Consider the following 23724-nt stretch of genomic DNA (forward strand, 5'->3'; position numbering starts at 1 on the left):
ACGGGAGAGGGCGGGCGTGTGCGTTTCGACCGGGTTGTTGTCGGCAGCTCTGACCCTTGAGCTACGGCCATCCTCGATGACCGGCGGGACTCGAACCCGCTACCCGCCGAGTGAAGTTAACCAACCGAGTCCGGCCCGCCCTCTGACGTTCTCCGTGCCAACTGACTGTAAGCCATGTCAGAGCCGAACCGGCTCAGCCCACAGTGTGACGGTCTGTTTGCCAATGGCACCACGTCGAGGTCCTGCTTGTCCGAATTCGCAGGCAGATCCGGTTCTAACGAGGAAGAGTGGGTTGCTGAATTGTTGCGTGTTCGACGTTGTGCCCGGTGAAGCGTGTGGTTTCCTGAGCGGGTGACCTCGCTTGGAGCAGCGGTACGCACCGGGTCGCCGACCCTGAATCTCGCCCTGGCCACCTGGGTATCGGCCATCAATTTCTGGGCGTGGAATCTCATCGGCCCCCTGTCGCCCAACTACGCCGACAAGATGGCGCTGAGCAGTATGGCGGCCTCGATCATGGTGGCGATGCCGATTCTGGTCGGCTCGCTGGGCCGGATCGTGTCGGGTGCGCTCACCGATCGCATCGGCGGCCGGAAGATGTTCATCGGGGTGTCGTTGGCCTCGATCGTGCCGGTGGTCGCGGTCGGGATCGCGGGCAGCATCGAGTCGTATCCGCTGATGCTGGTGTTCGCGTTCCTGCTCGGCATTCCCGGCACGATCTTCGCCGTCGGCATTCCGTTCGCCAACTCCTGGTACGTGCCTGCCCGGCGCGGTTTCGCGACCGGTGTGTTCGGGGCGGGCATGGTCGGCACGGCGGTGTCGGCGTTCTTCACGCCGCGGTTCGTGCGCTGGTTCGGGCTGCTGCCGACCCACCTGATCGTGGCCGCGGTCCTCGCGGTGACCGCGGTGCTGTGCATCCTGTTCCTGCGCGACTCCCCCGACTTCACCCCGAACACCGACCCCGTGGTACCCAAACTGCGCACCGCGATGAAACTCGGTGTCACCTGGGAGATGTCGTTCCTCTACGCGGTGGTGTTCGGCGGTTTCGTGGCGTTCAGCTCGTACCTACCGACCTACATCAAGAACGTGTACGACTTCTCCGCGGTCGACGCGGGCACCCGCACGGCGGCTTTCGCGCTCGCCGCGGTGATCGCCCGGCCCATCGGTGGCGCGCTGTCGGATCGCATCGCGCCGAAGTACATCGTGGTCACCTCGCTGGCGGGCACCGCGGCGATGGCCGTGATCGCCGCCTTCAAACCGCCCGCCGACGTCGCCTCCGCGGCCACGTTCATCACGCTGGCACTGTTCCTCGGCATCGGAACCGGCGGGGTGTTCGCGTGGGTGGCACGGCGCACACCGACTTCGAGCGTCGGCAGTGTCACCGGAATCGTCTCGGCGGCAGGCGGTCTCGGCGGCTACTTCCCGCCACTGATCATGGGCCTCACCTACAACGAGGCGAGCCACAGCTACACCGTCGGCCTGCTGCTGCTCGCGGCGACCGCGCTGGCCGCGCTCGTCTACACCGTGGTCAAGCTGCACGCCGTCGAGTAAGTCCTCCCACTGAAGATCCGCCTCGTCGAAGGAGAAGTGCGTGGCAAACCGAGCTCGAATCGGCGGTCCTGTCGAAGACCTGCTCGTGCGGAGCGGCCGGTTCTTCACTCCCGGCACCGAATCTGCCGACCTGCGGTCCGTCACCCGCAAGGGCGGACGCGAAGGCGACATCTTCTACCGCAACCGGTGGAGCCACGACAAGGTGGTGCGCTCGACCCACGGCGTGAACTGCACCGGTTCGTGCTCGTGGAAGGTCTACGTCAAAGACGACATCATCACCTGGGAGGCCCAGGACGTCGACTATCCGTCGGCGGGCCCCGACCGCCCCGGTTACGAGCCGCGTGGTTGTCCGCGCGGCGCCGCGTTCTCCTGGTACACCTACTCCCCCACCCGCGTCCGGTATCCGTACGCGCGCGGCTTGCTGGTCGAGATGTATCGCGAAGCCAAGAACAGACTGGGCGACCCGGTGCTCGCCTGGGCCGATATCCAGGCCGATTCCGATCGCCGCCGCAAGTACCAAAAGGCCAGGGGCATGGGCGGTTTGGTGCGGGTGAGCTGGGACGAGGCGGTCGAGATGATCGCCGCCGCGCACGTACACACGATCAAGGAGTACGGCCCCGACCGGGTCGCCGGCTTCTCGCCGATCCCGGCCATGTCGATGGTGTCCTTCGCCGCCGGTTCGCGTTTCATCGAGCTCCTCGGCGGCGTGATGACCTCCTTCTACGACTGGTACGCCGACCTGCCGGTGGCCTCACCGCAGGTGTTCGGCGACCAGACCGACGTCCCCGAATCCGGGGACTGGTGGGACGCCTCGTACCTGCTCATGTGGGGTTCGAATGTGCCGGTGACCCGCACACCGGACGCGCACTGGATGGCCGAGGTGCGCTATCGCGGCACCAAGGTCGTCACGATCAGCCCCGACTACGCCGACAACACCAAGTTCGCCGACGAGTGGATGCCGTGCGCGGCGGGCACCGACGGCGCGATGGCCATGGCGATGGGCCACGTCATTCTCAACGAGTACTTCGTTCGTAAGCGCGAACCGTTCTTCGTCGACTACGTGCAGAAGTTCACCGATCTGCCGTTCCTGGTGAGCCTCGAGGAGCGCGACGGCAGGCTGGTCCCCGGCAAGAACCTCACCGCCGCCGACCTCGGCAGCACCGACGAGAACGCCACCTTCAAACCGATCTTCATCGACGGCGTCACCAGCCGACCGGTGATCCCGCACGGCTCGCTCGGCTTCCGCTACGGCCCGGACGGCGCCGGTAAATGGAACCTGGAACTGGGTGACCTGCAGCCGGTGCTCAGCGTGGCCGACGTACGCGGCGCGCAGCTGCAAAGCGCGACCGTCACGCTGCCCCGGTTCGACACCCTCGACGGCCACGGCGAGACGATCGATCGCGGCGTGCCGGTGATGGTCCTCGACGGCAGGCCGGTGTGCACGGTCTTCGATCTCATGCTCGCCCAGTACGGCGTGGGGCGCGACCCCCTGCCGGGTGCGTGGCCCACCGGTTACGACGACTCGGACAGCCTCTACACCCCCGCCTGGCAGGAACAGATCACCGGCGTTTCCGCCGAGCAGGTCATCCGGATCGCCCGCCAGTTCGCCGACAACGCCGTCGATTCCGGTGGCCGCTCCATGATCATCATGGGTGCCGGTATCTGCCAGTGGTTCCACGGCGACGCCACCTACCGCGCGATCCTGGCGATGCTGTTGCTCACCGGGTCGATGGGCCGTAACGGCGGCGGCTGGGCCCATTACGTCGGCCAGGAGAAGTGCAGGCCGGTGACCGGGTGGGCGACCGTGGCGATGGGCACCGACTGGTCGCGCCCGCCGCGGCTGATGGCGGGCACCTCCTACTGGTACGCCCATACCGACCAGTGGCGCTACGACGGCTACCGCGCCGACGTGCTCGCCTCCCCCACCGGTCGTGGCCTGTTCCGCGACAAGCACACGATGGACGTGATGAGCGCGGGCGTGGCGATGGGCTGGACGCCGTTCTACCCCCAGTTCGACCGCTCCTCACTGGCACTGGCCGACGAGGCGAAGGCGGCAGGGGTCGACCCGGTCGCTTACACCGTGGACCAATTGCACAGTGGTGCACTGAAATTCGCCGTCCAGGATCCCGACAATCCGAAGAACTGGCCGCGCGTGCTCAGTGTCTGGCGGTCGAATCTGCTCGGTTCCTCGTCCAAGGGCAACGAGTACTTCCTGAAGCATCTGCTCGGCACCAGCTCCAACGTGCGCAACGACATCGCCGGGCCGAAAGACCGCCCGGTCGACGTGGTCTCCCCCGACGAGGTCCCCGAGGGCAAGCTCGACCTGCTGATGTCGATCGACTTCCGCATGACCTCGACCACCCTGTTCTCCGACATCGTGCTGCCCGCGGCGACCTGGTACGAGAAGGCCGACCTGTCCAGCACCGACATGCACCCGTTCATGAACGCCTTCACCCCGGCCATCGACCCACCGTGGGAAACCAAGTCCGACTTCGACGCGTTCGGCGCGATCGCCCGGGTGTTCTCGTCGATGGCGGCGCAACATCTGGGCACCAGGACCGACGTGGTGCTCGGCACCCTGCAGCACGACACACCGGGCGCGATGGCCTATCCCCATGGCACCCAATCGAATTGGCAGGTCACCGGCGACGTGCCCGTGCCCGGCAAGACGATGGGCCCGATCGCGGTGGTCGAACGTGACTACGCGGCGGTCGCCGAGAAGTGGACCGCGCTGGGACCGCTGGTGGAGAAGCTGGGCCTGACCACCAAGGGCATCACCATCTTCCCGGATCAGGAAGTCACCGAACTCGGCCGTTTGCACGGGGTCATGAACGCGGGCGTGGCGGTCGGTCGGCCCGCGTTGGACACCGCGGAGAAGGCCGCCGAAACCATTCTCATGCTCTCGGGCACGTCCAATGGGCGCCTCTCGGTGGAGGGTTTCAAAGAGCTCGACCGCCGCACCGGCTGTCACATGGTCGAACTGTCCGAGGGCAGCGAGGAACGCCGAATCACGTTCGCCGAGACCCAATCTCGTCCGGTGCCGGTGATCACCAGCCCGGAATGGTCGGGCAGCGAAACCGGCGGCCGTCGCTATGCCCCGTTCACCCAGAACATCGAATTCGGCAAACCGTTCCACACGCTCACGGGACGCATGCATTTCTACGTCGACCACGACTGGATCGAAGAACTCGGCGAAGCACTCCCGATCTACCGCCCACCCCTGGACATGGGCAAGCTCTTCGGCGAACCCGCGATCGGTGAGCGCAACGGCGTCGGCCTGACGCTGCGCTATCTGACCCCGCACTCGAAATGGTCGATCCACTCCGAATACCAGGACAACCTGCTGATGCTGTCGCTCTCGCGCGGCGGTCCGACGATGTGGATGAGCCCGGGCGACGCCGAGAAGATCGGTGTGCGCGACAACGACTGGGTCGAGGCGCTCAACCGCAACGGCGTGTACGTGTGCCGGGCGGTGGTGTCCCAGCGCATGCCCGAAGGCGTGGTCTACGTCTATCACGCGCAGGAACGCACCATCGATGTCCCGCTCTCGGACACCACGGGAACCCGTGGCGGCATTCACAATTCGATCACCCAGCTCCTGATCAAACCGACGCACCTGGCGGGCGGTTACGCCCAGACCTCGTTCGCGTTCAACTATCTCGGCCCCACCGGAAATCAACGCGACGAAGTCACCGTGGTGCGTCGCCGCAGCCAGGAGGTGACGTACTGATGAAGGTCATGGCGCAGTTGGCGATGGTGATGAACCTGGACAAATGCATCGGCTGCCATACCTGTTCGGTGACCTGCAAGCAGGCATGGACCAACCGATCCGGCACCGAATACGTCTGGTTCAACAATGTGGAAACCCGTCCGGGACAGGGCTATCCGCGACAGTACGAGGATCAGGAGAAGTGGCGCGGCGGCTGGACACTGAAGAAGGGCCGGTTGCGGCTGCTCGGCGGTGATCGTTTCGCCAAGCTCGCCAATATCTTCGCCAATCCGAAGATGCCGTCGATGGACGACTACTACGAGCCGTGGACCTACGACTACGAGAACCTGATCAATGCCCCACTGAGCGACCAGATCCCGGTCGCCGCGCCGCGCAGCCTGCTCACCGGCGAGCGGATGAAGATCAACTGGTCGGCCAACTGGGACGACGACCTGGCCGGTTCGCCCGAGATCCTGCCCGGCGATCCGGTGCTGGCGAAGGTGAGCGAGAAGGTCAAGTCCGATCTCGAGTCGACGTTCATGTTCTATCTGCCGCGCATCTGCGAGCACTGCCTGAACCCGGCGTGTGTCGCGTCGTGCCCGTCGGGGGCGATCTACAAGCGCACCGAGGACGGCATCGTGCTCGTCGATCAGGACAAGTGCCGCGGCTGGCGCATGTGCATTTCCGGGTGCCCGTACAAGAAGGTGTATTTCAACCACAAGACCGGCAAGGCCGAGAAGTGCACATTCTGCTATCCGCGCGTGGAGGTCGGGTTGCCGACGGTGTGCGCGGAGACCTGCGTGGGCCGGTTGCGCTATATCGGGCTGGTCTTCTACGACGTGGACCGGGTGCTCGACGCGGCGGCCGTGCCCGATGAGCGCGACCTCTACGAGGCGCAGTTGGACGTGATGCTCGACCCCAACGATCCGGAAGTTGTTGCGGGAGCGAAGGCTTCGGGTATTCCGGACAGCTGGATCGAAGCCGCCCAGCGGTCGCCGATCCACGCGCTGATCAAGGATTTCCGGGTGGCGCTGCCGCTGCATCCGGAATACCGGACCCTGCCGATGGTCTGGTATGTCCCGCCGCTGTCGCCGGTGGTCGACGCGGTGAGCCGCGACGGTCACGACGGCGAAGACGTCGGCAATCTGTTCGGCGCGCTCGAATCACTGCGCATTCCCTTGGAATACCTGGCCGAATTGTTCACCGCAGGCGATACCGAACCGGTGGCGGCGGTCTTGCGCAAGCTGGCCGCGATGCGCTCCTACATGCGCGATATCAATCTCGGACGCGAACCGCAGGCCCATATTCCGGAGGCCGTCGGGATGACCGAGGAGCAGATGTACCGGATGTATCGGTTGCTCGCGCTCGCGAAAATCGAAGACCGGTATGTGATTCCGTCGGCCTACGCCGATCAGGGGCATCAGCTCGAGGAATCGATGACCGACTGCGCGCTCGACTTCGACGGCGGTCCCGGCATGTACGAGCAGGCCTCCGGCCCGTTCGGGGAGACCAGCGGAAAGCCGGTACCGGTCGCGGTGGAAACGTTCCAGGCGCTCAAACAGCGCCAGACCAGCGAATCGCTCGGTGCCGAAGCCAGCAGTCCGTCCCGGGTGAATCTGCTGAACTGGGACGGCAAGGGCGCACCCGACGGCATGTTCCCCGGCGGCGGCAAATGATGCGCGGACGCACCGCCCGCAAGACCGCCGAGCATCGGCTGACCTGGCAGGCGGCCTCGCTGCTGCTGGCCTACCCGAACGCCGAACAGAACGAGCGACTCGACCTCGTCACACAGTTGTGTGCCCACCTGCCGCCCGAGCAGGCGGGCCCGTTGCTCGACACCGCCGCCGCCCTGCGCGCGCTGTCGGAAAGGGCTGCCGCGCAACAGTATGTCGATACCTTCGATCTGCGCAGGCGAGCGACGCTGCTGCTCACGTACTGGACCGACGGCGACACCCGTAACCGCGGCATGGCGATGCTCACCTTCACCGAGGCCTACCGCAACGCCGGTGTCACCCCACCGTCGAGCGAGGTTCCCGACCATCTTCCGGTGGTCCTGGAATTCGCGGCGACGGTCGACCCGATCGCCGGTGCGGCCCTGCTCACCGCCAACCGCCGCGCGATCCACGCGATCGGCCTGGCGCTGAAAGACGAGAACTCCCTCTACGCCCCGGCATTGGCCGCGGTCACCGCCACCCTGCCGCCTGCTTCCGACCAGGACCTCGGCTGGGCGCGCAGGCTCGTCGACACCGGCCCTGCCGCCGAATCGGTGGGGTTGGCCCCGTTCACCCTGACCGTGCCGCCGCGCCGCAGCGCCGACGATCGGGAACCCGCTGTAGCGAAAGGACTCAGGTGAGCACCTTCTGGAACATCATCCCGTATGTGAGTCTGGCGATCCTGATCGTCGGCACCTGGTGGCGCTACCGCTACGACAAGTTCGGCTGGACCACCCGCTCCTCCCAACTCTACGAATCCAAGCTGCTGCGCATCGGCAGCCCGCTGTTCCACTACGGGATGATGGTGGTGATCGTGGGCCACATCATCGGCCTGGTGGTCCCCGAATCCTGGACCGACGCCATCGGGATGAGCCAGCACGTCTATCACATCCAGGCCATCGCGCTGGGCAGCATCGCCGGTGTCTCCACCCTCGTCGGGCTCGCGCTGCTGATCTACCGCCGCCGCCGCAACGGACCGGTGTTCACCGCCACCACCCTCAACGACAAGATCATGTACCTGGTCCTGGTCTGCGCCTTGATCACCGGCCTGGCGACCACGCTGATCGGCTCCGGCGCGGTCGGCCCCGAACACAACTACCGGGAAACGGTCTCGCCGTGGTTCCGGTCGATCTGGATCCTGCAGCCGCGCGGTGACCTCATGGCCGAAGCGCCGACGTCGTTCCACATCCATGTGCTGATCGCGCTGACCCTGTTCGCGATCTGGCCGTTCACCCGCCTCGTCCACGCCTTCAGCGCCCCGATCAGCTACTTCTACCGGCCCTACATCGTCTACCGGTCGCGCTCGACCGCCAAGCCCGACGAACTGATGGGGTCGCGGCCCGAGCGTCAGGGCTGGTGAGCATGAGGATCGCCACAATTCGACATTGTCGAACGGGGTAGGCGGTACGTCTCGTCATAGCTTCGTAACGTCGAATGCGGACCCGGGTTACGCCGGGCGGCCTGGCTCAACGACGAGCCGGTCGGAAAGGACCGCAGATGACGCAATACGTAGGTGCCATCGATCAGGGCACAACAAGCACCCGATTCATGGTGTTCGACTGGCGTGGCAACGTAGTGGCCCGCCACCAGCTCGAGCACGAGCAGATCCTGCCCGCGCCCGGCTGGGTCGAGCACAACCCGGACGAGATCTGGGAGCGCACCCGTACCGTCATCAAGAGCGCACTGGCAGGCGCCGGGCTCACCTACCGTGACCTGGTGACGGTAGGGGTCACCAACCAGCGCGAGACCACCGTGGTGTGGAACCGCCACACCGGTCGCCCCTACGGCAACGCCATCGTCTGGCAGGACACCCGCAGCGACAAGATCATCGCCGACCTGCACCGCACCGGCCACGCCGACTTCGTGCACAAGGTGACCGGCCTGCCGCCCGCCCCGTACTTCTCCGGCGGCAAACTGCGCTGGATCCTCGACAATGTCGAGGGTGTGCGCGCTGATGCCGAGCGCGGCGACGCCCTGTTCGGCACCACCGACTCCTGGCTGATCTGGAACCTCACCGGCGGGATCAACGGCGGTCTGCACATCACCGATCCGACCAACGCCTCCCGCACGATGCTGATGAACCTCGAAACCCTGGAATGGGACGCCGAGCTACTCGCGCTCTTCGATGTGCCCGCGGCGATGTTGCCGAAGATCGCACCCTCGTCCAACCCGATGACCTTCGGTTTCACCAACCCCGACGGCCCGTTCAAGGGCGAGGTGCCGATCACCGGTGTGCTGGGTGACCAGCAGGCCGCCACGGTCGGGCAGGTGTGTTTCCGTCCCGGCGAAGCGAAGAACACCTACGGCACCGGCAATTTCCTCGTGCTCAATACCGGCACCGAGATCGTGCACTCCACCCACGGATTGCTGACCACCGTCGCCTACCAGTTCGACGACCACAAGCCGGTGTACGCGCTGGAGGGTTCGATCGCGGTGACGGGGTCGGCGGTGCAGTGGCTGCGCGATCAGCTCGGGATCATCGGCGGGGCCTCCCAGATCGAGGATCTGGCGGCCAAGGTTCCCGATACCGGCGGCGTCTACTTCGTGCCCGCGTTCTCCGGGCTGTTCGCCCCGTATTGGCGTCCCGATGCCCGCGGCGCGATCGTCGGGCTTTCTCGCTACAGCAACAACGCGCATCTGGCTCGCGCCACGCTGGAATCCATCTGCTACCAGACCCGCGATGTGGTCGAAGCGATGCAGCGCGACTCCGGTGTCTCCTTGGCCGCGCTGCGCGTCGACGGCGGCGTCACCGCCAATTCGCTGGCGATGCAGATCCAGGCCGATTTCCTCGGTGTGCCGGTATCGCGGCCGGAGGTCGCCGAGACCACCGCGCTCGGCGCCGCGTATGCGGCGGGTCTGGCGGTCGGATTCTGGTCCGACATCGACGAACTCGTCGACAACTGGCATGAGGGCAGGCACTGGGAGCCGACGTGGACCGCCGAGCAGCGAGCCAGCGGCTACACCCGCTGGAAAAACGCGGTCGGCCGCACCCTCGACTGGGTCGACGTCGAATAACGCACCCCACCAATAACTTTCCCCCTTACTTCTGCTCGAGGAGCACCCCATGACCAGCCATGCCCGCACCACCCGTCTCGACCCCGCCTACCGCGCCGCCGCGATCGCCGCCCTCGACGACACCGAGATCGATGTCCTCGTCATCGGCGGCGGGGTGACCGGCGCAGGCGCCGCCCTCGACGCCGCTTCGCGCGGCCTGTCCGTCACCATGGTCGAGGCCCGCGATTTCGCCGCCGGTACCTCGAGCCGTTCGTCGAAGCTCATCCACGGCGGCCTGCGCTACCTGGAGCAGATGGACTTCGCGCTGGTGCGCGAGGCCTTGAAAGAGCGTGGGCTGCTGCTGAATTCGCTCGCCCCGCACCTCGTGCACCCCGTCTCGTTCCTGTTCCCGCTGCAGCACCGCGTATGGGAGCGCGCCTACATCGGCGCCGGCATCGCCCTCTACGACACCCTCGGCGGCGCCCGCTCGGTCCCGATGCACAAGCACCTGAGCCGCACCAAGGCGCTGGAACTGGCGCCCGCGCTCACCGACGACGCGATGACCGGCGCGATCCGCTACTACGACGCCCAGGTCGACGACGCCCGCCACACCATGATGCTGGCCCGCACCGCCGCCGACGCGGGCGCCACCGTGCTCACCCGCACCAAGGTCGTCGGCCTGCTCCGCGAGGGCGAGCGCGTCACCGGCGCGACGGTCGAAGACCTGGAAACCGGTGTGACGCACCAGATCAAGGCCAAGACCGTGATCAGCGCGACCGGCGTGTGGACCGACGACATGATCGAGATGACCGGCGTCGAATTCCCCTTCCACGTACAGATGTCGAAGGGCGTGCACATCATGGTGCAGCGCGAGCGCCTGAACATGGACACCGGTTTGATCATGCGGACCGAGAAGTCGGTGCTGTTCGTCATCCCGTGGGCCGAACACTGGATCATCGGCACCACCGACACCGAATGGTCCCTCGACAAGAACCACCCCACCGCGAGCGCCGCCGACGTGCAGTACATCCTCGACCACGTCAATTCGCTGCTGCGCGAACCGCTGACGCGCGCCGACATCGTCGGAACCTACGCCGGCTTGCGCCCGCTGATGACCGGTGCGACGAAGGAGACCGCGAAGCTCTCGCGCGAACACGCCGTCGCCGAACCCGTGCCGGGCCTGTTCGTGATCGCCGGTGGCAAGTACACCACCTACCGGGTGATGGCCAAGGACGTGGTCGACGCCGCCGCCCAGCGCCTCGGCCGCCCGGTCGCACCGTCGGCGACCGAGTTCATGCCGATCCTCGGCGCCGAGGGCTACTACGAATTGCGGGCGACCCTGCTGTCGGACCCCGAGGGTTTGGTGGAACGGGCCGGATTGTCGACCGAGGTGATCGAGCATCTGCTCGGCCGCTACGGCTCACTGATCACCGAACTGTTCGACCTCGTCGCGGCCGACCCGAGCCTGGCCCGCCCGATCGAGGGCGCACCGAATTACATTGCGGCCGAGGTTGTTTACGCGGCAACCAGCGAAGGTGTCCTGCACCTGGACGACCTGCTCACCCGCCGCACCCGCATCTCGATCGAAGTGCCCGACCGCGGCCTGACCGCCGCCCAGGACATCGGCCGGTTGGTCGCGGGGCCGCTCGGCTGGGACGACGACCGTGTCGACGACGAGGTCAATGCCTACTTCGACCGAGTACACGCGGAATTGGCGGCCAATGAGGCCACCACCGACGCCTCCGCCAACGCGGCCCGTCTGGTCACCGCGCGCTGGCTATGAGCCTCTGTTCGATTTTCGTCAGCGAGGCGCTGGGCACCAGCATCCTGCTGCTGCTCGGTGCCGGCGTCGTCGCCAATGTGTCGCTGCGGAAATCCAAGGGCATCAACGGTGGTTGGCTGCTGATCACCTTCGGCTGGGGCCTCGGCGTCTTCGCCGGTGTGTACGCCGCCTACAAGACCGGCGGCCACCTCAACCCCGCCGTGACCATCGGCATGATCACCAGTGGCGCAACCGAATTCGCACCGGGAATCCCGGTGACGATCGCTACCACCGCAGCGTATCTGATCGGGCAGTTCGCCGGCGCGTTCCTCGGTGCGTGCGCCGCGTTCGCGGTCTACAAGCAGCATTTCGATGCCGAACCCGATGAGGCGACCAAGCTCGCTGTCTTCGCCACCGGCCCCGCTATCCGCTCGCATCGCTGGAACTTCGTCACCGAGGCGATCGCGACGTTCGCGCTGGTCCTGGTGATCCTGTCCTTCGGTCACACACCCAGCGGTCTCGGCCCACTCGCCGCGGCACTGGTGGTCGTCGGCATCGGCGCGTCGCTCGGCGGACCCACCGGGTACGCGATCAACCCCGCCCGCGACCTGGCCCCGCGCCTGGCCTACGCCCTGCTGCCCACCAGCCGGGTGTCGCCACGCGCGCTCGTCACCGTCGGTTCGCCGGTCTCAATCCCCGACCGCTTCCGCTCGCCGGTGACCGCTGCCCGCAAGGACGCGGACTGGGGTTACGCCTGGGTGCCCGTCTGCGGGCCGCTGCTCGGCGGCGCCGTCGCGGGCCTGCTCACCCACTTCCTCACCTAGACCTCCTCGCAGAAAGGACCGAGTTCAAGTGAAGTCACGCAATCTTGCCCTGGCGACCCTCGTCTTCGGCATCACCTTCTGGGCCTGGAATCTCATCGGCCCACTCTCGACCTCCTACACCACGCTGCTCTCGCTGTCGGCGGGCCAGCAGTCCATGCTCGTCGCCACCCCCGTCCTGGTCGGTTCGCTGGGCCGGATCCCCGTCGGTGTCCTCGCCGACCGGTACGGCGGGCGGCGCATGTTCACGATCCTGTGCTTCGTCAGCATCATCCCGGTCCTGATGGTCGGTTGGGCCGATTCCTATGGGGCACTGCTCTTCTGGGGCTTCTTCCTCGGCATCGCGGGCACCACCTTCGCCGTCGGTGTCCCGTTCGTGAACAACTGGTACGAGCCCAGCCGTCGCGGTTTCGCGACCGGCATCTTCGGTGCGGGCATGGGTGGCACCGCGCTCTCGGCGCTACTCACCCCGCGTCTGGTCGAGTGGTTCGGCCGCGGCACCACCCACGTGCTGATCGCGATCGCGCTGGCGGTGGCCGGTGTGGCGATGTACCTGTTCAGCAAGGACGCACCCAGCTGGACGCCCGCGACCGCTCCCGCTCTTCCCCGGATCGGCGCCGCACTGAAGATGAAGGCCACCTGGCAGGGCGCGTTCCTCTACGCCGTCGCCTTCGGCGGATTCGTTGCGTTCTCCACCTACCTGCCGACCGTCCTGCACAACGTCTACGAATTCGCCCAGTCCGACGCGGGCCTGCGCACCGCGGGCTTCGCCCTGGCCGGCGTCGCCGCCCGCCCGCTCGGCGGCATCCTGTCGGACAAGATCGGCCCGGTCATGGTGCTGGCCATCGCCTTCGCGGGCACCGCGACCATGGCGGTCGTGCTGTCGTTCGGACCGCCGCTCGAACTCGCGGCCGGCGCCAGCCTGGTCCTGACCGCCCTGTTCCTGGGTCTGGGCACCGGTGGCGTGTTCGCCCTGTTGGCGAAGATGGTCGACCCGAGCAAGGTCGGCACGGTGACCGGTCTGGTCGGCGCGGCAGGCGGCCTCGGCGGCTACTTCCCGCCGCTGGTCATGGGCCTGACCTACAGCCACTGGCACGACTACACCCTCGGCTACCTGCTGCTCGCCGCCACCGCGTCGGCCGCCCTGGTCTACACCCTGACCTTGCGCGGTAAGTCCAAGCAGCACAACAAGTCCGAGCAACTCGTCGCTACCAGCTGACACACCGGCGGCCCCTAGCGCGCCACCAGTTCGGCTACCGGCCCCGGGACTGCCACGCCGCGACGATACCGTCCCGGTGCCGTGCCGATCTCCCGCGAGAACGCCCGGGAGAACGCGAACTCCGAGGTGTAGCCCACTGTGTGGGCGATCTCGGCGACCGGACCGTCGGTGTCACGCAGCCGCCGGGCCGCCGCCCTCGCCGATCTCGTTGCCGCGCACGGTGACTCGATCCTGCCGCAGGTGCAGGCGGAGCGGCTGAAGAGCTGGGCCGATGTGGCCGAGCGGGGTCAGGGCGCCTGAGGCGGCTCAGCTCGCGCGCTGCCCGGCGTCGACCGCCACCTGCACGAGCGCCTCGACCCTACGGGTGAGTCCCGCGGTCATCCAGCCGAGGCCGAATTGCAGGGGCGGGGCGTCGGTGACGGGGACGAAGGTGACATCAGGGCGCAGGTAGAACAGCGGCGCCTGGGTGGTGGTGAGGTAGGCGCCCTTGCCCGCCCCGACGAGGGCGAGGATTTCCTGGAAGGTGCACGCCGTTGGCCCGGGGCGGATGTGACGGCCGGAGGGGGTGCGCTTGGGGTGGTGGAATTCGTCGAAGTCGGCCGGGAGTTCCGGCGGGTTCTGGATCATCTCGACCTCGGCGAGGTCCTCCAGGCACAGGGTCTTCCTGCTCGCGAACTCGTGGCCGGACGGGACGGCGAGCATCTTGTCCTCGGAGATCAGCGGCGGCCCGATGGCCATGTCGGGCTCACACATCGGGAAGCAGCACAGCAGCGCCTCGACCTCACCCGAGCGCAGCCGGTTCGCCCCGTCGCTGAGCTGCATCTCGGCGATCCGCACCTCGCATTCGGGGTAGCGGGCATGGAAGATCTCGCCCACCTCGAGCAGATACCGACCACCGGCAGACCCGAAGTAGCCCACCCACAACGTCCCCGCGATGCCGCGCCCGGCCAGCTTGGCGTTGCGCATACTGCGTTGCACCTGCTCATAGGCGGGGCGCAGTTCCTCACGCAGCTGGATGCCGACCGCGGTGAGCGCGACCTTGCGGCTGGTCCGCTCGAACAGCGGCACCCCGACCTGGCGTTCGATCGCCTTGATCGTCTTGCTGACGTGCGCCGTCGACACCCGCAGTCGTTCGGCGGTGCGGCCGAAATGCAGTTCCTCCGACAGCGTCAGGAACGCCTCGATCTCGTTTCGTTCCACTGTCGTCCTCGTGATCCTTGCCCGCCGGTTAACGATCGTTGGGTGATTTCTCGTTGATCACACCCAGCGAACGCTCAATCATAGATTCGTCTACGAAAAACATTCAGAGAGGTCGGTTTTGCCATGGTGGCAGTCAGCGTTCCGCGCATCAGGCATCGGTTCGTGGAGGTCGACGGGGTGCGGGTGTTCTACCGCGAGACCGGACCGCAAGGGGCACCGACTTTGCTTCTGCTGCACGGTTTTCCGTCGGCTTCGCATCAGTTCCGGCGGCTCATGGACGCGCTGGGCGGGCGATACCGGCTGATCGCCCCCGACTACCCGGGGTTCGGGCACACCGAGGCACCCGCGGACTTCGAGTACCGCTTCGAGCGGCTCGCCGACATCGTCGAGGGGTTCGTCGATGCGGTGGGGCTGACGCGATTTGTGTTGTACGCCTTCGACTTCGGTGGCCCCGTGGGTTTGCGCCTGGCGACCCGTCGCCCCGAACTGATCGCCGGGCTGATCGTCCAGAACTCCAACGCCTACGACGAGGGTCTGTCCGACCTCGCCCGCGCCATGACGGCGAACACCCCGGAGGTACCGGGCGGCGCGGACAATGTGCGCCAGATCCTCGAACTGCCCGTCACGCGCGGCCAATACGAGGGTGGCACCACCGATCCCGAGCTCATCGCGCCCGACGGCTGGACCCTGGACCAGCACTTCCTCGACCTGCCGGGCCGCAAGGATGCCCAGGTCGAGCTGGGACTGGATTACCACACCAACCTCGCTCTCTACCCGGTCTGGCAGCAGTGGTTGCGCGACCACCGGCCACCCGCTTTGATCCTGTGGGGCCGCAACGACGCCTTCTTTCCCGAGGCAGGCGCGAGTGCCTACCTGCGCGACCTCCCCGAGGCAGGCATCCACATCTTCGATACGGGCCACTTCGCACTCGAGGAGAACCTCCCCGAAATCGCCCCGCTCATCAGCGATTTCATCGACGACCTGAATCAGGAGCCCATGATAATCGCTGTCATCGGCGCCCGTGGCAACCTCGGCAGTGCGGTCGTCCGCGAGGCCACCGCCCGCGGCTTGCGGGTCACCGCCCTCGACCGGTCAACGATGGACGTCACCGACCCCGCCTCGGTCAAAAATGCTGTCGCAGGCCATGATGCTGTCGTCGCCGCCATCAAGGGCGAGGATCGACTGGTCCCCCGTGGCGCGGCGAGCTTGCTCGAGGCACTGCCCCTCGCGGGCGTCGACCGCCTGGTGTTCCTCGGCGGTGGCGGCAGCCTCGAATACGCGCCAGGTCAACGTTTCGTCGACTCGCCGAACTTCCCGCCGCAGTATCTCGAAACTGCCCGCGACCAGGGCGAAGCACTGGAAATTCTGCGTGCGTCCGATACGTCGGTCCGCTGGTCCTACGCCAGCCCGCCGCCGGTACACCTGGTGCCCGGTGAGGCGACCGGCACCTACCGCGCCGAGGCCCGCGACACCCCGATCACCGATGCCGATGGCGAAAGCCGCATCAGCGTAGGCGATTACGCGAGCGCCATCGTCGACGCACTACAGAACGCCTCCTTCGTGGGTCAGCGTTTCACCGTTTCTTACTGAAGGACCATGATGAAAAAGCTCTACTACGCGGCGCACACCTACATGATCGTCGGTCTGATCAGCGGCCTGTACTACCGCGAGATCACCAAGCTCAACGACTTCCAGGGCGAGTCCCAGCTGGGACTCGTGCACACCCACCTGCTGGCTCTGGGCATGCTGTTCTTCCTGATCGTCCTGGCCTTGGAGAAGATGTTCACGCTGTCGGCGGGCAAGCTGTTCAACCCGTTCTTCTGGACCTACAACGCGGGCCTCGCCTTGACCGTCACAGTGATGACGATCCGCGGTACGCGAACAGTCCTCGGCCACGAAACCCCCGAGTTGGCAGCCCATTTCGCCGGAGGAGGCCACATCATCCTGACCGTGGGCCTGATCTTCTTCTTCATCACCCTGGGCAAGCGCATCACCGAAACCTCCGCACCGCAGGCACGGACACTCGAAACTGTCTGAGCGAGACGAGAATGCCCCTCCCTCGGCGGGGAGGGGCATTCTCGTCTCGAGCAGCACTATTGACCACCACCACGCGGAGCACGTCGGGTCTGGTGCTGCTAATGGCGTCGTTGACAGCCCTCGGGCCGCTCTCGATCGACCTCTCTCCGCCCCGCGCTGCCCGACCTACGAAGGCGCCGCGGCCGCGCGGTTCTTCATCACATTGATGCAGGTCAGCGGGCTCGCGCCGACCTTGTCACCGCTCGTCGGCGGCCTGCTGCAGGTGACATCCTGGCGGGGCCTGTTCGCCGTTGTCAGCGGGCAGCGCCTCCGCTCTGCTGGGTCTGACTCATTTCGCCATCGTCGACCTGGTCGCGCCGCTGGTCGGCATCGCGTGACCCCACGATCCCCGACCGTTGGCGTGGACGCTCGTCACACTGACCGCCGCGGCCCCTGTGGCCTACGTGTGTCGATGATCAACTCGCCGGTCGACACCGGGCCGGCGCGCCGAGCGGCAGGTAGCGATACGCGGTCAGCGGCTGATTTCGATGTCCGCCCGGAGCGGATCGCCGCATGTCCGGATCGCCTCCGGGTGTGGTCCGTGCCTGCGAGAATTCTGGTCTCGGGCGCGGCGGTGCGTAACGCTGGAGGAGTTCGATCCGACCGCAATGGTGTGAGCTGGGTTTTCGAGGACGGGGCGGAGGGCGTGTGGCAAGCGGTCGGATGAAGCGAACGGTCGTGGTAGCCGGGGCCGCCGGTGTCTTCGGGCTGCTCGGTTACGGGGGGATGATGGCTGGTCAGCCGGGGATCGGTGACCACGAGATTGCCGTCGCCGGGAGGTCCTCCGATGGTTCCGGTGGATTCGGCGATGGCGATGCTGTCCGGTTTGTCGCGGGTCCGGGTGACCACGGGAACGGGGGGAACTCGAACCCGGGAAACGGCAATGGCAACCAAGGCAACGGTGGCGGTAACCAAGGCAACAACGGGAATCAGAACCCGGGAAACGCAAACGGCAACCAAGGCAACGGTGGCGGTAACCAAGGCAACAACGCGAACCAGGACCCGGGAAACGGAAATGGCAACCAGGGAAACGGTGGGGGCAACCAGGGCAACAACGGGAACCAGAACCCCGGCCACGGAAACGGCAACCAGGGAAACGGTGGCGGTAACCAGGGCAACAACCCGAATCCCGGCAATGCGCCCGCGCCGCAGGCACCTGGCCCGGAACCTGCCCCCGAAGCCGTAGCCCCTGGCGCACAGCCCCCGCCTGCGCCGGAGGCTGACGATCTTGACACCGCCGAACCCGGCGGCGCACCAGGCAGCGACTCCCCCGGCGGCGCCACACCGCCCGGCGGATCGCCCGGCGAAGCTGGTGAGTCACCCAGCTCACCGGCCCCGGGCGGAGCGGGTGATCAACCTGCCACTCCCGCACCCGCACCCGCCGGCGGTGCGGCCGTTCCCACCCACGAGGTCGCACCCACCAGCAACACGGGCATCCTCCCCGAGCCGGAACTCCTCTCGGTGATCGGCGGCCTCCTCGCCCTCGGCCTCGCCGGTGGCGGATCGGCCGTGGTCAGTTTCCAGGGCGCCGCCCAGGCCCAAGCACGCATCGACGCGGCCCGCGCCGAGTTCTTCGGACCGCGCGCGTGATCGCGCCCCGCACGCACGTCGGACGCTGAACCGCCACACGGTTCAGGGAACCGCCGGGGGTCGATCGGGGACCAACAGGGTGGCGATCTCCTTGCCGATGCCGACGACGTGGTTCTGGCCGGAATCGGAGGTCGGGCCGAGCGTGGCACTCGCGAGCTGTTCAGCGGTGCGACTATCGGCGGCTTCCATCGGGATGCCGTGTCGGCGATCGGCGCTGACCGTTGCCATAACGGCCGACCGCTTGGTGTGTGGCGGTACCGTCCTTGTATGGCCACGTTGAGACCCCTTGGGGTGCTTCGGTTCTGGCGGTTGGGCAAGCCGGGGGCGATCCTCATGGCTACGCTCAATCCGCTGTGGGTGGTTCTCGAGACGACCGGTCGAACCTCCGGCGAGCCGCGGCGGATCCCTTTGGCGCGCGGACCGTGGGACGGTGAGGTCATGTCGCTGATCTCGGTGCACGGCACGCGCGCGGACTGGGTGCGCAATGTCCAGGCCGATCCCCGGGTCCGGCTGCGGATCTGGTGGCGATGGAGGTCGGCGACGGCCACGGTGACCGACCTGACGCCGGCGGAGCTCCGCCGATTCAACATCAACGCCAGACTCGGACCTCGACTGTTCGCGATGAACAAGGTTGCCCCAGTGCTGGTTCGTATACGCCTGAGCCCGGCGTAATCGCTCGACCGAAGAATCACGAAGGGCGGCCGTGGAGGATTCTTCCCAGTTCGTCGCGGGTGACGGCCCCGGTGCGTTGCGAAGCGCGGTACAGGTGTCCTTCGACGGTGCGCACCGACACCGTAAGGCGTTGTGCGATCTGGCGATTCGACAATCCTTGCGCTGCCAACGCCACGATTTCGCGTTGGCGCCCGGTCAGGGGCTCGGGGCAGGACGCTGCACGTAGCGCCGGGGTGAGTGCGGTTCTGCATTGCGCGGCGAGGCGACCGGCGGTGGCGAGCGCGGTCAGGGCGGCACCGCGGCGTTGCTGGTGTGAGTACGCCATCGAGGCTTGTGCGGCTGCGTCGGCGGCGGCGATCGCGTCGCCCATCGCTTCATAGGATCGCGACGCCACTTCCAGTGCCTCGCCGTCGGTCTTCGCGAGGGCGGCGGCGTACGCGGCGGCGGCGTGCACACGGGGTCCTTCCACGAGTTCGGTCAGCTCGGCGAGACGGACGGCCCCTGAGCAGTCGCCCAGCTGGGTCGCTGCCTGATGACACATCACTTCGTTGGCCAGTTGCCCTCGATCGCGCGCCACGGAGGTCGCATCGTTCAGCAGCGAGAGTGCTTGGCTGACAGCACCTTCCGCAGCTGCAGTCCACGCCCGCGCGATGGATACGGCCGTATCCGTGAAGGCGAAGTCCGGGTATCGGATCGAGTCGCATTGGGTGAGCGCCGCTGCGGCCGCGGTGCTGTCGCCGGTCATAGCGAGGGCTTCGGCCAGCCACATCAGGCATGCCGCCCGCAGTCCGTCGGTGGTCTCGTAGGCGGTGGCGCCTGCGAGGGCTTCGCGCAGTGCTCTGATCGCGGTGTCGAGGCGACCGAGTCCGAGGTCCGCGTGCCCGATCAGCAGCACCGACTGCACGCGGGCCAGTCCGGGAGCGTCGAGCGCCTCGGACCGTAGTTGCTCCGCCCCGGCCGCACTGTCGGTCAGCAGCCCCGCCAGCCGCAGCGCGCGGGCGTGCAGGGCGCCGATCCAGAACCGGAAATGCGCCGTCTCCCCCGAGCGGGCCGCCAACTCGAATCCACGGCGAGCAGCGGTGTCGGCGTCGGTGATCCGGCCGATCGCGCCGAAGGACAGCACCTGTGCGCCCAGTGCCATCATCGTGTGGAATTCGGGGACCCGCGTCGACCGCAACGCGGAATGGGCGGCCTCGATCGCGGCATGTGGTCGGCCGAGTACGGACTCCACCGAGGCCCGGATGGCCGTCACCGTGGCGGCCTGCCCGGCTGCGGCGGCGCCGAGAACCGCGCTCGCGTCACGGGGTCTGCCGAGCATCCAGACCAGGTTGGCCGCCCGCAGACCGGACACTTCCACCCGGTCTCGCTCCGAGAGATCCGAGTCCGCCAGCTGCGCGAATGCTGTTTCCGCAGAACGACCTCGGGCGACGAGCATCAGCAGCTTCGCATGCAGAACCCGGTGGTCGACCCGTCCGCCCGCCTCCCAGGCAGCCTGAGCGAAACGAACCGCCAGCACGGGGTCGAGCATCTCGAGCGCGGCGTCGGCCGCGGCACCGAACAAGGCCGCATCAGGCGGCAGATCGGATTCGAGCGTCAGCTCCGCCCTGGCGACGATCCCCTGCGCGGAGGGGCGACCGCCCGAGTGTCGCAGTTCGGTGGCGAGCAGCCCGCGTAACCGGCGAAGCCGAAGCGTGCTGCCCTCGGACCGACGGACCTCACCGAAAAGCGGGTGTGCCAACCGGATTCGGGGCGAAACGTCGTCGGTGACCACGATCAGGCTCTGCGCTTCGGCGGCTTCGATCGCACGCGAATCCGCCAACCTGCTCAGCACCGTCGCGTCGAGGGGCTCGCCGAGCGCGACGATGTCGAGGACGTCGGCCACCTCGGCCGACAACGTTCCCATCCGCGTGTCGATCAGCTCGCGCAGCGTGCGCGACACCGTCGGCTGCCCGTGCCAGATCCACAGTCCCGCACTGCGGTAGAGCCGATTCGCGGCGCGCTCACTGTCGACCAGCTCGCGCGTGTACAGCGCGTTGCCCTGCGTGAACGACCAGATTCGCCGCGCACTGTCGGACTCGACGGCGCCGTCGAGCACGACCTCGAGCAGCGCCTGCATTTCCGCGTAACCGAGCGGCTGCAATTCCAGCAGCGGGAGTGCCTGGTCCTTCCACAGTGCAGTGATCGCGTCCGGGGCGGGCATTCCGGTGCGCACCGTCAGCAGCACGGTCGCCAGCTTCCGAACCACGAGCTGGTGGACCAGGAAGGCCGAGAGTTCATCGAGCAGGTGCGCGTCGTCGACGGCGACGACGACCGGCTGATCGGGGACGGTCAGTGCGTGGATGACCTCGTGCACGAGTTGCATCGGGTCCGACCCGAGATGCTGACACAGGTCCGCGAACGCGCCCAAGGGCAGGCAGCGCGCGGAGGATGTGGCCACGGCCCAATGCACTCTGGAACCGGTCGCGGTGGCATCGCGCGCCAAGCGGGTTTTGCCCACGCCCGCAGCGCCTGCGAGCACGAGTCCGGCGTTGCCGTTCCCGCGGATCGCGGCCTCGATCGTTCGCAGTTCTTCGTCCCGACCCACCAGCGGCCACGCGCTGATCATCATCGAATTATACGCGTCTGCTCTAGCCTTTCGAAGGCTCCTCGGGACATTCCACAGCGGACAGTTTGGCCATCGCGATCGCCAGGAAATTCCCCCACGCTTCGGGTTCGATACCGACACGCGCAGCGATCGTCGCCTCGTCGACGCCCTCGTCGCGCAGTCGGATCGCCAGCGCGTACGGCACCGGCAAGAGGTCTATCGCCGCTGCCCTTCGCCGCTGATATTTGCTCATATCCCCAGCATGCGTGCTGATTCGAGCGACGGCGCGAGTGGTGCGCTACTCCTCTACGCGCGCCGGAAGCCGGTTGAGGTAGTCGAATACTCGCACTGGCGAGGTCCGCGCGGGGCGAGGATAGAAGAATCCGAGAAGGAGGACTTCGATGACCACCACAGCGCCGCATCGGACAGAGCCCGCGACCGTGTCCGGCACCTGGTTGCTCGGGACCACCAGGGAGTTTCTCCGCGATCCGCTCGGCACGGGTCTGCGTGGTTTCGACGAGTGCGGCGATGTCGCCCGCTACGAATTCGGGCCGCCGGGGATGCGCCGCGAGTACTTCATCGTCGGCGACCCTGACGGCGCCGCACAGATCCTCAACGCCCCGAGCAATCGCAACTATCGCAAAGACGGCCGGTTCTATCAGCCGATGCGCGACATGTTCGGAAACGGCCTCGTCACCAGTCAGGACGACACCTGGCAGCGGCAGCGACGGTTCATCCAACCTCTGTTCACCGCGCACAGCGTCGACGGATATGCCGCCACGATGGTCGACGAGGTCGATCGCACGGTGACGAGGTGGCGTGCCCGGCCCGAAGGTGTCGTCGATGTCGGCGCGGAAATGACCCGGCTCACGCTCGCCATCGTGGCGCGGGTGCTCTTCGGTGAGGATTCGACGCGGATGGTGCCGATCGTGCGGTCCACCTTTCCCGTTCTGGGACGTGCGGTCCGCGCGCGCGGCCTCTCGCCGGTGTCCCTACCGTTGAACTGGCCGTCGCCGGCGAACCGCCGTATCGCCCGCGCGCAGCACGCCATCAATACCGTGTGCGACGAGATCATCGCCCATCGCCGCGCCGCGGAGGTTCCCGGCTCGGACCTGATCGGCCGCTTGGTTTCCGCTCGCGACGGCGAGGACGCCCTGTCCGACAACGAGATTCGCGACCAGGTGAAGATCTTCCTGTTCGCCGGTCACGACACCACCGCGACCGCGCTCACCTTCGCGCTGCACCTGCTCGGCACCGACCAGCGGGCCCAGGCCAAGGTACGCGAGGAAGCCGATCGGATCCTGACCGGGCCCTCGGCGACGGCTGCCGACATCCACGCGCTGACCTACACCACGATGGTGCTCAAGGAAGCCACCCGGCTCTATCCGTCGGGTCCCTACATCCCCCGGCAGACAGTGCAGGACAGTGACATCTGCGGCTTCCACATCCCGGCCGGTGCGGGTGTCACGGTGGCGCCGTGGATCATTCACCACCGCGCCGACCTGTGGCCGGACCCGTTCCGCTTCGACCCGGACCGTTTCGACCCCGACCAGGACAAACAGCGACACCGGTTCGCCTGGTTCCCGTTCGGACACGGTCCGCGCGGCTGTATCGGGCAGCGGTTCGCGATGCTCGAAGCCGCCCTGACACTGGCCACATTGGTTCGCGACTTCGAATTCACCACCCCACCCGGCAAGGTCGAGGTGACCGCCGACGTGGTTCTGCACCCGGTGGGCGAGGTGCCCTGTCACATTCGGCCCCGCGGCTAGGTCACGGGCGGACGAGGACTTTGAGTGCCTGCCTATGGTCGCCAATCCCTGACCAGATTTGTTTGCAT

Annotated in this window: 20 protein-coding genes; 15 read left to right on the top strand and 5 right to left on the bottom strand. The window is 67.0% G+C overall.

The features are described 5' to 3' along the window. Positions 1-351: 351 nt before the first annotated feature. The 9 genes from ACFWUP_RS02590 to ACFWUP_RS02630 all read left to right on the top strand — a co-directional run bounded on the left by ACFWUP_RS02590 (position 352) and on the right by ACFWUP_RS02630 (position 13765). A complete protein-coding gene (locus ACFWUP_RS02590; RefSeq protein WP_379230015.1) occupies positions 352-1548 on the top strand; it encodes an MFS transporter in 1197 nt (398 codons plus the stop codon). Positions 1549-1588: 40 nt separating this feature from the next. Then, the gene (locus tag ACFWUP_RS02595; RefSeq protein WP_379230017.1) at positions 1589-5278 is read left to right on the top strand and encodes a nitrate reductase subunit alpha; all 3690 of its coding nucleotides are present in this window, start codon (positions 1589-1591) and stop codon (positions 5276-5278) included. Next, the gene (gene narH / locus ACFWUP_RS02600; RefSeq protein WP_379230018.1) at positions 5278-6933 is read left to right on the top strand and encodes a nitrate reductase subunit beta; all 1656 of its coding nucleotides are present in this window, start codon (positions 5278-5280) and stop codon (positions 6931-6933) included. The genes ACFWUP_RS02595 and narH overlap by 1 nt, the downstream gene beginning before the upstream one ends. Further along, positions 6933-7610, top strand: a complete 678-nt coding sequence (gene narJ / locus ACFWUP_RS02605) for a nitrate reductase molybdenum cofactor assembly chaperone (protein WP_379230020.1) — start codon at positions 6933-6935, stop codon at positions 7608-7610. Before narH ends, narJ begins: the two co-directional genes overlap by 1 nt. After that, complete coding sequence (gene narI, locus ACFWUP_RS02610; protein WP_379230022.1) at positions 7607-8329, top strand: respiratory nitrate reductase subunit gamma; 723 nt, start codon at positions 7607-7609, stop codon at positions 8327-8329. Before narJ ends, narI begins: the two co-directional genes overlap by 4 nt. A gap of 137 nt (positions 8330-8466) precedes the next feature. Then, positions 8467-9984, top strand: coding sequence for a glycerol kinase GlpK (gene glpK, locus ACFWUP_RS02615; protein ID WP_379230024.1), 1518 nt, complete (start codon positions 8467-8469; stop codon positions 9982-9984). A gap of 49 nt (positions 9985-10033) precedes the next feature. Then, a complete protein-coding gene (locus ACFWUP_RS02620) occupies positions 10034-11746 on the top strand; it encodes a glycerol-3-phosphate dehydrogenase/oxidase (RefSeq protein ID WP_379230026.1) in 1713 nt (570 codons plus the stop codon). Continuing rightward, the gene (locus ACFWUP_RS02625; RefSeq protein ID WP_379230028.1) at positions 11743-12549 is read left to right on the top strand and encodes an MIP/aquaporin family protein; all 807 of its coding nucleotides are present in this window, start codon (positions 11743-11745) and stop codon (positions 12547-12549) included. Before ACFWUP_RS02620 ends, ACFWUP_RS02625 begins: the two co-directional genes overlap by 4 nt. Before the next feature lie 28 nt (positions 12550-12577). Next, positions 12578-13765, top strand: a complete 1188-nt coding sequence (locus tag ACFWUP_RS02630; RefSeq protein WP_379230030.1) for a nitrate/nitrite transporter — start codon at positions 12578-12580, stop codon at positions 13763-13765. 14 nt (positions 13766-13779) lie between these two features. Here ACFWUP_RS02630 and ACFWUP_RS02635 read toward each other — a convergent pair whose 3' ends face one another. Next, positions 13780-13944, bottom strand: a complete 165-nt coding sequence (locus tag ACFWUP_RS02635; RefSeq protein ID WP_379230932.1) for a helix-turn-helix domain-containing protein — start codon at positions 13942-13944, stop codon at positions 13780-13782. Between ACFWUP_RS02635 and ACFWUP_RS02640 the strand changes: the two genes are divergently transcribed. After that, positions 13904-14065 (top strand): hypothetical protein, encoded by a 162-nt coding sequence (locus tag ACFWUP_RS02640; RefSeq protein ID WP_379230032.1) that lies wholly within the window; start codon positions 13904-13906, stop codon positions 14063-14065. The genes ACFWUP_RS02635 and ACFWUP_RS02640 overlap by 41 nt on opposite strands. A gap of 6 nt (positions 14066-14071) precedes the next feature. On the opposite strand, the gene ACFWUP_RS02645 is transcribed toward ACFWUP_RS02640, so the two are convergent. Continuing rightward, positions 14072-14965: a LysR family transcriptional regulator gene (locus ACFWUP_RS02645; RefSeq protein WP_379230034.1), complete on the bottom strand. Its 894-nt coding sequence runs from the start codon at positions 14963-14965 to the stop codon at positions 14072-14074. A 123-nt stretch (positions 14966-15088) separates the two neighbouring features. On the opposite strand from ACFWUP_RS02645, the gene ACFWUP_RS02650 reads away from it, so the two are divergent. From ACFWUP_RS02650 to ACFWUP_RS02660, 3 genes are all read left to right on the top strand, one after another. Beyond that, positions 15089-16555, top strand: a complete 1467-nt coding sequence (locus tag ACFWUP_RS02650) for an alpha/beta fold hydrolase (RefSeq protein WP_379230036.1) — start codon at positions 15089-15091, stop codon at positions 16553-16555. Positions 16556-16561: 6 nt separating this feature from the next. Beyond that, positions 16562-17002 carry a DUF2871 domain-containing protein gene (locus ACFWUP_RS02655; RefSeq protein WP_379230038.1) on the top strand — a complete coding sequence of 147 codons (441 nt, stop codon included), beginning with the start codon at positions 16562-16564 and terminating at the stop codon, positions 17000-17002. Between the two features lie 702 nt (positions 17003-17704). After that, positions 17705-18631: a hypothetical protein gene (locus tag ACFWUP_RS02660; RefSeq protein ID WP_379230040.1), complete on the top strand. Its 927-nt coding sequence runs from the start codon at positions 17705-17707 to the stop codon at positions 18629-18631. A gap of 42 nt (positions 18632-18673) precedes the next feature. On the opposite strand, the gene ACFWUP_RS02665 is transcribed toward ACFWUP_RS02660, so the two are convergent. Further along, a complete protein-coding gene (locus tag ACFWUP_RS02665) occupies positions 18674-18859 on the bottom strand; it encodes a hypothetical protein (RefSeq protein WP_379230042.1) in 186 nt (61 codons plus the stop codon). Between the two features lie 39 nt (positions 18860-18898). Between ACFWUP_RS02665 and ACFWUP_RS02670 the strand changes: the two genes are divergently transcribed. Beyond that, positions 18899-19303: a nitroreductase family deazaflavin-dependent oxidoreductase gene (locus ACFWUP_RS02670; RefSeq protein ID WP_379230044.1), complete on the top strand. Its 405-nt coding sequence runs from the start codon at positions 18899-18901 to the stop codon at positions 19301-19303. A 16-nt stretch (positions 19304-19319) separates the two neighbouring features. On the opposite strand, the gene ACFWUP_RS02675 is transcribed toward ACFWUP_RS02670, so the two are convergent. Continuing rightward, positions 19320-21908 carry a LuxR C-terminal-related transcriptional regulator gene (locus tag ACFWUP_RS02675; RefSeq protein ID WP_379230046.1) on the bottom strand — a complete coding sequence of 863 codons (2589 nt, stop codon included), beginning with the start codon at positions 21906-21908 and terminating at the stop codon, positions 19320-19322. A gap of 22 nt (positions 21909-21930) precedes the next feature. Beyond that, on the bottom strand, positions 21931-22140 hold the full coding sequence (locus ACFWUP_RS02680; RefSeq protein WP_379230048.1) for a hypothetical protein: 210 nt from the start codon (positions 22138-22140) through the stop codon (positions 21931-21933). A gap of 148 nt (positions 22141-22288) precedes the next feature. Here ACFWUP_RS02680 and ACFWUP_RS02685 point away from each other — a divergent pair, with 148 nt between their 5' ends. After that, the gene (locus tag ACFWUP_RS02685) at positions 22289-23656 is read left to right on the top strand and encodes a cytochrome P450 (protein ID WP_379230050.1); all 1368 of its coding nucleotides are present in this window, start codon (positions 22289-22291) and stop codon (positions 23654-23656) included. The last annotated feature ends 68 nt before the right edge of the window (positions 23657-23724 follow it).

The organism is Nocardia sp. NPDC058658, from assembly GCF_042716665.1.
Taxonomy (GTDB): Bacteria; Actinomycetota; Actinomycetes; order Mycobacteriales; family Mycobacteriaceae; genus Nocardia.